This window comes from Pigmentiphaga sp. NML030171, from assembly GCF_002188635.1.
GTDB classification, from domain to species: Bacteria; Pseudomonadota; Gammaproteobacteria; order Burkholderiales; family Burkholderiaceae_B; genus Pigmentiphaga; species Pigmentiphaga daeguensis.
Window position 1 is genome coordinate 343,584 of the sequence record NZ_NINX01000035.1, and the last position, 11,417, is coordinate 355,000.

The following is an 11,417-nucleotide window of genomic DNA, read 5'->3' on the forward strand; positions in this document are numbered from 1 at the left end:
CTCGCTTTCAGGAGCGAGGCCGTTTTCGTTTTCGGCGCGGCGGCCGGTCAGGGGGCGGGAGGCGGAACTTCCTTGGCAGGCGTTCCCTGTTCTTCCTTTTCCACGCGATTCAGCAGCTTGGCGAACTCGATCACCAGCCTGCGGCTGCGCGCGTCCAGCGTGGCGAAGCTGCGGCGCAGGGCGCGTGTGTCGTCGGCGTAGGGCAGCTCGTCGCCGTCACGCAGCTCCGAGGTGGCGGGAAGCACGCGGACGTTCTCGACCAGGGCATAAAGATCGGTCACGCCCACGTTCATGGCCCGGGCGATGTTCTCCAGGCGTACGATGGACGGCTTCTGCTTGCCGGTCTCGATGCGGGAAAGATTGCCGGCATCGGTTCCGACTTCCATGGCGACGGCCTCGAGCTTGAGCCCGAGTTTCTCGCGCGTATATCGGATCGCCGAACCTATGTCCATGGCGTGATTGTCCGAATGCCTTGCTCTGCACGCAAAGCGTAAGACGCAAATTATTCGTGTATATTTTGCGTAAAAAGCAAAACGAATCATTGCGCCAAGCGGGAGAAGCGTGGGTCAGGCCCTCCCGAGGCGACGGGGGTTGCGTGCCATGCAAACACACCAAGGCGTGACGGAACTGCTGGTACTCAGCGGGATCGACCAGGACGGCCACATCGCGTGGCTCTTCGTGCCGCGCGGCTGGGACATCGCCGCGCTGGAACAACTGTTCCCCTTCTCGGGCCATGCCCGCGCGCGGCGACGCCATGTGTTGATCGCGGTGCCGATCGCCCGCGAACTGGCCCAGCGGTACGGCACCCGGCCCTTGCTCGAGTTCCCGGACACGCCGTCGCTGCACAGCCTGCTTTCCGAAGGCCTCGCGGCGGTGAAGCTGCTGATCGCGCGCGATCAGGACACGGCATCGGCCATGCCGCTGTGACGCAGCAGGGCCTCGATGCTGGGATCCCGGCCGCGGAAGGCGCGGAACGACTCGATCGCGGGCCGGCTGCCGCCCACTTGCAGGATCTCCCGCAAGAAGCGTGCCCCGACCTCGGGCCGTAGCGTATCCTCGGTCGCCGCGTCCTCGAAAGCCGCGTAGGCGTCGGCGGACAATACTTCCGCCCACTTGTAGCTGTAGTAGCCGGCCGAGTAGCCGCCGGCGAAGATGTGGCTGAAGGTGTTGATCCAGCGCGAGACCTCCGGCTGGGGCAGCACGTGCATGCGGTCGTTCACCGCGCGCGACAGCGCCAGCACGCTTTGCTGGCCGTCGGGATCGTAGTCGGTGTGCAGGTGCATGTCGGTGGCGGCCAGCACGACCTGGCGCAGCGTCATCAGCCCGCCCTGGAAGTTCTTGGCGGCGACCATCTTGTCGTACAGGGCGCGGGGCAGCGGTTCGCCCGTTTCCGCGTGCGCGGTCATCTGTTCCAGCACCGCCCATTCCCAGCAGAAGTTCTCCATGAACTGGCTGGGCAGTTCGACCGCATCCCATTCCACGCCGTTGATGCCCGACACGCCCAGGTCTTCCATCTGCGTGAGCATGTGATGCAGGCCGTGGCCGCATTCATGGAACAGGGTGATGACTTCGTCGTGCGTGAACAGCGAGGGCTTGCCGCCGCTGGGCGGCGTGAAATTGCAGACAAGGTAGGCCACCGGTGTCTGCAGTTCGCCGCCGGGGCGGCGATAGCGGGTGCGGGCGTCGTCCATCCATGCGCCGCCGCGCTTGCCGTCGCGCGCGTACAGGTCCAGGTAGAACTGCGCCAGCAGCGTGCCGGCGGCCGATTCCACGCGGAAGAAGCGCACGTCGGGATGCCAGGCCGGGGCGTCGTCCGGGCGGATGCGGACCGAGAACAGCGTCTCGATCACCTTGAACAGGCCCGCCAGCACCTTGGGTTCGGGGAAGTATTGCTTGACCTCGTTTTCCGAGAAGGCGTAGCGTGCCTGGCGCAGTTTCTCGGACGCATAGGCGATGTCCCAGGGCTCGAGTTCGGCCAGGCCCAGCTCGGCGGCGGCGAATTCCCGCAGCTCGCGCAGGTCGCGCTCGGCATAGGGGTGCGCGCGCTCGGCCAGCTCGGCCAGGAATTTCTGCACCTGCTCGGGCGTATCGGCCATCTTGGGCACCAGCGACACCTCGCCGTAGTTGGCATAGCCCAGCAGGCCCGCTTCCTCGCGGCGCAGGCGCAGCAGGTCCAGCATGATGGCGGTGTTGTCCCACTCGGCCCGACCCTGTCCGTATTCGGGACCAAGCTCCGAGGCGCGCGTCACGTGCGCCTTGTACATGGTCTCGCGCAGGGCGCGGTTGTCGGCGTATTGCAGTACCGGGAAATACGAGGGGAAGTGCAGGGTGAACTTCCAGGCCGGCGCTTCGTCCGGGGCTTCGCCTTCCTTGGCCGGAATCTTCCGGGCGGCTTCGCGCGCCGCTTCCTTCACGTCCTCGGGCAGTCCGGCCAGTTCGGCCTCGTCGCGCACGATCAGCGCATAGGAGTTGGTGGCGTCCAGCACGTGGTCGGAGAAAGCCTTGGACAGCGTTGCCTGCTGTTCCTGGATCTCGGCGAAGCGAGGCTTGGATTCCTCGGGCAACTCGGCGCCGCCCAGGCGAAAGCCCCGCAGCTCGTTCTCGATCAGTTTCTTGCGGGCCGGCGTCTGCTGCTGGAATTCCTTGCTGGCCGCCAATTTCTTGTAACGCTCGTACAGCGCCTGGTTCTGGCCCAGGCCGGCCCAGAACTCGGTCACGCGCGGCAGGTTCTCGCCGTAGGCGGCACGCAGCTCGGGCGTATCGGCCACCGCGTTCAGGTGTCCCACCACGCTCCAGGCCCGCGACAGCCCCTCGGTGCCTTCATCCAGCGTCTCGACCACGCTGTGCCAGGTAGCCGGCGCATCCGCGGCCTGGTCCGCCTCCAGCTTGTCCACCGCCTTCTGCGCCCGCTCCAGCAGGGCCGTGATGGCCGGTGTGATGTGCTCCGGCCGGATGGCATCAAACCGGGCCAGGCCCGACAGGTCCATGAGCGGATTGCCGGCCAGGGCGGAGGAAGAGGAAAGGTCGGACGCTTGCGCCATGGGGAAACTCCTGAATGCTGACTGTGCCCCGTAGATGGGGGCGAAAAAAGGAAACACCAGGGGAGGGCACCATCCGGGAACAGGGGGACAAGAACGCCGCCCCTTGCCAGCCTGTTGGTTTCCAGGATGCGGTGGATCCGGCTCCGCCGGTCCACCCGCATCGCCCCCTGGGGGGCGCCCGAAGGGCGTAGGGGGGGGCCTACCCCTCAGCAGATTCCAGCGTATTGGCCAGCAGCATCGTGATCGTCATCGGGCCGACGCCGCCCGGGACCGGGGTGATCCAGCCGGCCACTTCCGAGACGCTGGCGAAATCGACGTCGCCGCATAGCTTGCCGGCCTCGTCGCGGTTGATGCCCACGTCGATCACCACCGCGCCGGGCTTGACCATGTCGCCGGTCAGCGTGTTGCGGCGGCCCACGGCGGCCACCACCACGTCGGCCTGGTGGGTATGGTAGGCGAGGTCGGGCGTGCCGCTGTGGCATATCGTGACCGTGGCGTTGGCCTGCAACAGCAGCAGCGCCATGGGCTTGCCCACGGTGTTGCTGCGGCCGATGACCACGGCATGCTTGCCGCGCAGATCGTAGCCGGTGCTTTCGATCAGCTTCATGCAGCCGTAGGGCGTGCACGGACGGAAGCCTTTCAGTCCCGCCATCAACTCGCCGGCGCTGAGCACGGAGTAGCCGTCCACGTCCTTGCGGGTGGAAATGGCCTCGATCACCTTGTGCGGGTCGATGTGCCTGGGCAAGGGCATCTGCACCAGGATGCCGTGGATGGCGGGATCATGGTTGAGCAGGTCGATGCGGGCCAGCAGCTCGGCCTCGGTCATCGTGGCCTCGTACTTCTCCAGCACCGAATGGAAGCCCGCGTCGTGGCACGCCTTGACCTTGTTGCGCACGTACACGTGCGAGGCCGGATCGTCGCCCACCAGGATCACCGCCAGGCCGGGACGCCTGCCCTGGCGCGTGAGTTCGGCGGCGCGCTGGGCGATGTCGGAGCGGATCTGCTTGGAGAGTTCGTTGCCGTTGATGAGGCGTGCGGGCATGGCGGTGTGAAGGCAAAGAGGAGTGGAGGAACGAGGGCGCGGGCGCCTGGGCCATTTTAGCGCACGGGGGCCGCCGCTTCAGGCAGACGTTCCGGTTTCCGCCGCTTTCATCGCCGCCGCAACGGCCCTGTCCCCGTCTCGCCCGGACGCATCCAGGCCCGCCACCACGCCCCGCCGGTCGGCCTCGTTGCGGTTCTGGCTCATTTTCCATTTGGCCTGCAGCCGCGCGATGGGCATTTCCAGCCCGACGATGGCCGACAGCCTTTCTTCCAGGAAGGCGGGCGGCGCGTCGCTCATCTTCCACGGGTCGTCGCGTCCCTGCTCGAACATGCGCGTCAGCCGGCCCACCACGCCCGCCACCCAGCGCGGATCGTCATGCACGATGATCCGGCCATGGGCGTGCACCACGGCGTAGTTGTAGGTGGGCACGACTTCGTGGGTCGTGCGCTTGGTCTCGTACAGGCTGGGCGATACGTAGGCGCTGGGACCCTGGAAGACCGCCAGGCTTTCGGCCTGGGAATCCGCCAACTCCCGCCAGACCGGATTAGCTCGCGCCACGTGGTACAGCAGCGTGCCGTGCGGGCCGCGGTCGGGGTTGAGGATGAAGGGCAGGTGGTTGGCGTCCAACCCCTGCGGTCCCGCCGTCACGAGCATGCCGAGTGGACAGGTGCGTATCAGGTTGCGGATCCTGTCCGGGTCGGCCTGCTCGAAATGCGGCGGCAAATACATAGTTACCTTGGTGTCGAGCGACAGGAGAGCAAGAACACGATGCTTCGCACCGAGAGAACTCATTCAGACCCGGGATGCGGTGGATCCGGCTCCGCCGGTCCACCCGCATCGCCCCCTGGGGGGCGCGCGTAAGCGCGTAGGGGGGGGCTACCCCTGCGGCCGATGGTGCAGGGCCACCTTCATCAGGTCGGCCACGGTCGTGACCTGCAGCTTTTCCATGATGTTGGCGCGATGCGCCTCGACGGTCTTGATGCTGATGCCCAGGTCGTCGGCGATCTGCTTGTTCAGGCGGCCGGCCACGATGCGTTCCAGGACCTGCTGTTCGCGCACGGTCAGCCGGGCCAGCAGGGCCTCGTGGCCGCGCCGGGTGGCTTCGTCGGCCGCGCGGGAATGGGCCTGCTCCAGCATGTTGGCGATGATCTGGCGCAGGTCCGCTTCGTTGAAGGGTTTTTCCAGGAAATCCACCGCGCCTTTCTTCATGGTGGAGACCGCCATGGGCACGTCGCCGTGGCCGGTGACGAAGACGATGGGCAGGGTGGACTTGCGGGCGAGCAGTTGTTCCTGGAGCTCGAGCCCGGTCATGCCCGGCATCCGGACGTCGGCGATCAGCACGCCGATCACCTCGGGGTCGTACTCGGCCAGGAAGCGTTCCGAACTCTCGTAGGCCCGTACCCGGTAACCGTTGGCTTCGAGCAGCCATCGGAGAGAATCTCGCACGGCTTCGTCGTCGTCGACTATGAAGACCGTGCTGGATTGGGGCGTATTGCTCATCAGGTAAGCTCCTTGGGTGCGGATTCCAGTTCGGGGGCGGGTCCGGTCGGCAGGATCGGACGTACCCACGGAAGCGTGAACTTGAAGATCGTGCCTCCGGCGGGATTGGCTTCGGCCCACAGCCGGCCGTGGTGGAACTCGATGATCGTGCGGCAGATGTTCAGGCCCATGCCCATGCCTTCCGACTTGGTGCTGTAGAAAGGCTCGAACAGCCGTTCGGGGTCGGCCAGCCCATGGCCGGTATCGGTGACTGCCACTTCAACCATGTCGTCGCGCACGTTCGCTTCCACCAGCAGTTCCCGCCCCTCTGAATCCTGCATGGCCTCCAGGCCGTTTTTCATCAGATTCAGGACCACCTGTTCGATCAGGATAGGATCGGCAAGAACGTCCGGCAACTGTTCGGGTATTTTTTGAATGATATCGATCCGCCGGGTCCGGGACTCGATCCCGGCAAAACCGACCGCATTATCCACGATCGTGGGCAGGCTGACCCGCTGGCGCTTGGGCTCGCTCCGCTTCACGAATTCGCGTATGCGGCGGATGATCATACCTGCACGCTGGGCCTGTGCGGTGGTTTTTTCCAGGGCCGGCAGCAATTTGGCCGGATCGGTATCGCCGGCGCGTACCAGCGCCACCACGCCCATGCTGTAGTTGTTGATGGCCGTCAGCGGCTGGTTCAGCTCGTGCGCCAGCGACGAGGCCATTTCGCCCATGGTGATCAGGCGGCTGGTGAGCTGGATCTTCTCCTGCTGGGCGCGGGACGCTTCCTCGGAAGCCCGGCGCTCGGTGATGTCGCGCGCCACCTGCATGCGCACCCGGCGTCCGTCCACCCATTGCAGCATGCGGTGGCGCACCTCGAACCAGCGGTGCGTGGACGAGGAATACACCTCGATTGCTTCATCGGTGAAACGGCCGCGCCGGCCGGCGGACAGTTCGTCGTGCCCGGTGGGCTGCGAACCCAGCACGCGGCGGTAGGTCTTGTTGGCGAACAGCAGTTCCGAGCCCTTGGGGGTCTCGGCCGTGACCGAGATGGCGTCGTCCAGGCCCTCGAGCACGGTCATGAAGCGTTCGTGGGCGGCGGCCAGGGCCTCGCGGATGCGCTTGGGCTCGGTGATGTCGGTCATGGACGTCATCCACCCGGTCTGCACGCCACGCTGGTCCAGCAGCGGCGACACGTACATCCGCGCGAAGAAGATCGAGCCATCGCGCCGCTGCGCCTCCATCTCGAAGCCGCTGCTGGGGGCGTTGCCCGACAGCAGCATCTCGGTGTTGCGCCACTGGGCGGCATGGTCGCCCTGGGGCCAGTAGGGGTAGGGCGGCGGCCGGCCCAGCAGGTCGGCCTCGTCCCAGCCCATCATCCGGCAGAAGGCCGGGTTCACATAGGTGATGCGGCCTTCCATGTCCAGCACCCGCATGCCGGTCAGCATGGAGTTCTCCATGGCGCGGCGGAAGGCGGTCTCGGCGATCAGGGCCTGTTCGGCCTGGGAACGGAAGCGCGTGTGGCGCCACAGCGCGAACAGGCTCCATATGATGACCGCCGACAGCGACACCACGACCCAGACCAGCATGGTCTGCGAGGTGTCGGTTTGCGTGCGGTAGCCGCGCGCGCTCAGCATCATGCCGTTGCCCGGCGGGTCCAGCGGCACTTCGTAGGCGTTGATGGCGCCCTTGTCCGCGCGCGACGACGAGGACACCAGCGGCATCTCGTTGCCGTCCAGGATGGAAACCTTGTACTTGCGCTGGGTCTCCTGCGGGATCAGGTGCTGCAGGATGGCGTCCACCGAATACACCGTGGCCAGCGTGCCCAGGAAGCGTTCGTCCTGGAACACCGGCACGTACAGGTCCAGGTAGACCTCGTTGTACTGCCCCCGGTAGGGGCGGGAATACGCCGGCCGGTGCTCGTCGCGGGCGATCTCGAAGGCGCGGAAGGCCTCCGGCTCGGCCGCGCCGGGGGCGCTCATGCGGAAGGTCTGGCCCGCGCGCCGGTCCGGCGTCGAGACCCAGACCGCCTTGCGGTCGGCGTTGATCCAGGCCACGTGGATGATCTCGGGATGCTCGACCTGCAGTTCCCGGGCATCGTCCAGGAAGCGGCCCTCGGTCATGCTGGTGCGCACCAGGTCGCGTCCCAGCGCGCCCATGCGGTCGCGCGCCGCCAGCATGCGCAGGCGCATCGATTGCTGCGCCCAGTCGACGTCCCGCACCAGCGTGCCGTAGCGCTGGGCGTCGTCGCGGGCATCCAGCCACCACAGGATCGAGCCCATGACGCAGACGAACAGCCCCAGCGCGATGGCGGGCGTCAGCCAATACCAGCTGCGCCGGCGCAGGCGCCCCAGATCCTTGAACGGGGCGGGAATATTGGAAGGATGAACGGTAGACATGAAGAAAGTTTACGCACAGTGTGGTGCGTTCGGAGGCCCGCTGTTTTATTGCAGCGCAGAATGCTTTTATCCGGGTTTCGTGTTAGATTTCACATTGTGGTAAATGATATCGTAAAGCGAAATTTTTATTGCATGGAAGGCTTCCTGCCTTCTAGAATCGCGCCGGAGTTGCGAGGGCCCTAGTTTTACATAGGCGAAGGCCGCCAACAGCGACTTAACCCTCGGATGGCTACGAGCCGTCCGGATGTCACAGAGACTCAGGAGACAGGCATGTCCGCTCTTCCTCAGGTCGGGGCCGGTATAACCGCCGCCAACGACGAAGATACCCTGGAAACCCAAGAATGGCTCGAAGCCCTGGAAGCGGTCCTGGATCGCGAAGGCCCTGAGCGCGCGCATTACCTGCTGGAACGCCTGATCGACCTGGCCCGCCGTTCCGGCGCCTACATCCCGTTCTCGCCGAACACCGCCTACGTCAACACCATCCCGCCGCACATGGAGCCGGCGCATCCGGGCAAGCTGGACCTGGAAAACCGCATCCGCTCGTACATCCGCTGGAACGCGATGGCCATGGTGGTCAAGGCCAACCGGCTGCATCCGCCCGATGGCGGCGACCTGGGCGGCCACATCGCCTCGTTCGCCTCGCTGGCGACCATGATCGAGACCGGCCAGAACCACTTCTGGCACGCCGAGACCGAAAACCGCGGCGGCGACCTGGTCTACTTCCAGGGCCATTCCTCGCCCGGCGTGTACGCCCGCGCCTTCCTGGAAGGCCGCCTGTCGGAAGACCAGCTCAACCATTTCCGCCAGGAAGTCGACGGCAAGGGCCTGTCGTCCTACCCGCATCCGAAGCTGATGCCCGACTTCTGGCAGTTCCCGACCGTCTCGATGGGCCTGGGCCCCCTGATGGCCATCTACCAGGCCCGTTTCCTGAAATACCTGCACGCCCGCGGCATCGCCGATACCAGCAACCGCAAGGTCTGGGTGTTCTGCGGCGACGGCGAAATGGACGAGCCCGAATCGCTGGGCGCCATCAGCCTGGCCTCGCGCGAAAAGCTGGACAACCTGGTGTTCGTGATCAACTGCAACCTGCAGCGCCTGGACGGCCCGGTGCGCGGCAACGGCAAGATCATCCAGGAACTGGAAGGCGAATTCCGCGGCAGCGGCTGGAACGTCATCAAGCTGATCTGGGGCGGCTACTGGGATCCGCTGCTGGCGCGCGACAAGGAAGGCATCCTGCGCCAGATCATGGAAGAGACCGTCGACGGCGAATACCAGGCCTACAAGGCCAACGACGGCGCGTTCGTGCGCGAGAACTTCTTCGGCAAGCACCCCAAGCTGCTGGAGATGGTCAGCCGCATGAGCGACGAGGACATCTGGCGCCTGAACCGCGGCGGCCATGACCCGCACAAGGTCTACGCCGCGTTCGACGCCGCGCAGAACAGCCAGGGCCGCCCGACCGTCATCCTGGCCAAGACCATCAAGGGCTACGGCATGGGCGCCGCCGGCGAGTCGCGCAACCCCGCGCACCAGCAGAAGAAGCTGGACGACGACATCATCCGCGCCTACCGCGACCGCTTCAACATCCCGGTGCCGGACGACAAGCTGGGCGAACTGCCGTACTTCAAGCCGTCCGACGAATCGCCGGAAATGAAGTACCTGCACGAGCGCCGCCAGGCCCTGGGCGGCTACCTGCCGCACCGCCGCCAGAAGGCCGACGAGCACCTGCCCGCGCCGGCGCTGTCGACCTTCCAGGCCGTGCTCGATCCCACCGCCGAGGGCCGCGAGATCTCGACCACGCAAGCCTTCGTGCGCATCCTGACGCAACTGCTGCGCGACAAGACGCTCGGCCCGCGCGTCGTGCCCATCGTGCCCGACGAATCGCGCACCTTCGGCATGGAAGGCATGTTCCGCCAGATCGGCATCTACGCCCACGAAGGCCAGAAGTACGTGCCCGTGGACAAGGCGCAGGTCATGTACTACCGCGAGGCGGAAGACGGCCAGATCCTGGAAGAGGGCATCAACGAAGCGGGCGCGATGAGCTCGTGGATCGCCGCGGCGACGTCCTACTCGTCGAACAACCGCATCATGGTGCCGTTCTACATCTATTACTCGATGTTCGGCTTCCAGCGCATCGGCGACCTGGCCTGGGCCGCCGGCGACATGCAGGCCCGCGGCTTCATGCTGGGCGGCACCGCCGGCCGCACGACGCTCAACGGCGAAGGCCTGCAGCACGAGGACGGCCACAGCCACCTGATGTCGGCCACCATCCCCAACTGCGTGTCGTACGACCCGACCTTCGCGCACGAACTGGCGGTCATCATCCAGAACGGCCTCAAGCGCATGGTGGAAGACCAGGAAAACGTCTTCTACTACATCACGGTCATGAACGAGAACTATGCCCAGCCGGGCCTGAAGGCCGGCGACGAAGAGGGCATCATCCGCGGCATGTACCAGTTGAAGAAGAGCGAGGCCAAGGCCGAGCATCGCGTCCAGCTGCTGGGTTCGGGCACCATCCTGCGCGAAGTCATCGCCGCCCAGGAACTGCTCGAGAAGGACTGGGGCGTTGCCGCCGACGTCTGGAGCGTGACCAGCTTCACCGAGCTGCGCCGCAACGGCCTGGACGCCGATCGCCACAACCTGCTGCATCCGACCGAGAAGAAGGCCCAGGTCGCCTACGTGACCGAAGTGCTGGAAAAGACCGAAGGTCCCATCGTCGCCTCGACCGACTACATGAAGTCCTTCGCCGACCAGATCCGTCCGTTCATCCCCAGGGGCCGCACCTACAACGTGCTGGGCACCGACGGGTTCGGCCGTTCCGACTTCCGCGCCAAGCTGCGCGAACACTTCGAGGTGGATCGCCACTTCGTCACGCTGTCCGCCCTGAAGGCGCTGGCCGACGAAGGCAAGATCCCGGTGAAGAAGGTGGCCGAGGCCATCAAGAAGTACGGCATCAACCCCGAGAAAGCCAACCCTCAACACGCGTGATCGATGGCCGGGATGGGTAAGATAGGGACTGCCCCTGTCTTGCCCGCCCGGCCGGCGCGCGCCTGCCTGCGGCGGGGGCGCCGGTGGGGTCCGGCTTTCTGGAGACTACAGAATGAGTAATGTGAGCGAGCTGAAAGTCCCCGACATCGGTGATTTCAGCGAAGTCGAAGTGATCGAGATCCTGGTCTCGGTGGGCGACACCATCAAGGCCGAGCAAAGCCTGGTCACGGTCGAGTCCGACAAGTCGTCCATGGAAATCCCGGCCGCCGCCGGCGGGGTGGTCAAGGCCATCAAGGTCAAGGTCGGCGACAAGGTCAGCGAAGGTACGCCGCTGGTCGAGATCGAAGCCGCCGGCGGCGCCGAGGCGCCCCAGCGGGAAGCGGCGCCGGCCAAGGCCGAAGCGCCCGCCGCCAAGCAGGAAGCCGCGCCGCAGGCCGCGCCGGCCGCCGCGCCCGCCCAGGGCGGTGGCGA

At 66.0% G+C, this 11,417-nt stretch carries 9 protein-coding genes; 3 read left to right on the plus strand and 6 right to left on the minus strand.

Annotated features, from left to right (window positions below):
- Nucleotides 1–47: 47 nt before the first annotated feature.
- Nucleotides 48–452 (minus strand): helix-turn-helix domain-containing protein, encoded by a 405-nt coding sequence (locus CDO46_RS16315; protein ID WP_087839512.1) that lies wholly within the window; start codon nucleotides 450–452, stop codon nucleotides 48–50.
- A gap of 148 nt (nucleotides 453–600) precedes the next feature.
- Between CDO46_RS16315 and CDO46_RS16320 the strand changes: the two genes are divergently transcribed.
- On the plus strand, nucleotides 601–927 hold the full coding sequence (locus CDO46_RS16320; RefSeq protein WP_087839513.1) for a hypothetical protein: 327 nt from the start codon (nucleotides 601–603) through the stop codon (nucleotides 925–927).
- On the opposite strand, the gene CDO46_RS16325 is transcribed toward CDO46_RS16320, so the two are convergent.
- From CDO46_RS16325 to CDO46_RS16345, 5 genes are all read right to left on the minus strand, one after another.
- A complete protein-coding gene (locus tag CDO46_RS16325; RefSeq protein ID WP_087839514.1) occupies nucleotides 897–3,041 on the minus strand; it encodes a M3 family metallopeptidase in 2,145 nt (714 codons plus the stop codon). The genes CDO46_RS16320 and CDO46_RS16325 overlap by 31 nt on opposite strands.
- 199 nt (nucleotides 3,042–3,240) lie before the next feature.
- Complete coding sequence (folD, locus tag CDO46_RS16330) at nucleotides 3,241–4,083, minus strand: bifunctional methylenetetrahydrofolate dehydrogenase/methenyltetrahydrofolate cyclohydrolase FolD (protein ID WP_087839515.1); 843 nt, start codon at nucleotides 4,081–4,083, stop codon at nucleotides 3,241–3,243.
- Between the two features lie 78 nt (nucleotides 4,084–4,161).
- On the minus strand, nucleotides 4,162–4,875 hold the full coding sequence (locus CDO46_RS16335) for an FMN-binding negative transcriptional regulator (protein WP_254914620.1): 714 nt from the start codon (nucleotides 4,873–4,875) through the stop codon (nucleotides 4,162–4,164).
- Between the two features lie 84 nt (nucleotides 4,876–4,959).
- Nucleotides 4,960–5,583, minus strand: a complete 624-nt coding sequence (locus CDO46_RS16340) for a response regulator transcription factor (protein WP_087839517.1) — start codon at nucleotides 5,581–5,583, stop codon at nucleotides 4,960–4,962.
- Nucleotides 5,583–7,961 carry a PAS domain S-box protein gene (locus tag CDO46_RS16345; protein ID WP_132980343.1) on the minus strand — a complete coding sequence of 793 codons (2,379 nt, stop codon included), beginning with the start codon at nucleotides 7,959–7,961 and terminating at the stop codon, nucleotides 5,583–5,585. The genes CDO46_RS16340 and CDO46_RS16345 overlap by 1 nt, the downstream gene beginning before the upstream one ends.
- 270 nt (nucleotides 7,962–8,231) lie before the next feature.
- Between CDO46_RS16345 and aceE the strand changes: the two genes are divergently transcribed.
- Both aceE and CDO46_RS16355 read left to right on the plus strand, forming a co-directional pair.
- Nucleotides 8,232–10,946 carry a pyruvate dehydrogenase (acetyl-transferring), homodimeric type gene (aceE, locus tag CDO46_RS16350; protein ID WP_087839518.1) on the plus strand — a complete coding sequence of 905 codons (2,715 nt, stop codon included), beginning with the start codon at nucleotides 8,232–8,234 and terminating at the stop codon, nucleotides 10,944–10,946.
- Nucleotides 10,947–11,058: 112 nt separating this feature from the next.
- A partial coding sequence (locus tag CDO46_RS16355; protein WP_303395835.1) for a biotin/lipoyl-containing protein occupies nucleotides 11,059–11,417 on the plus strand: 359 nt, incomplete at its 3' end.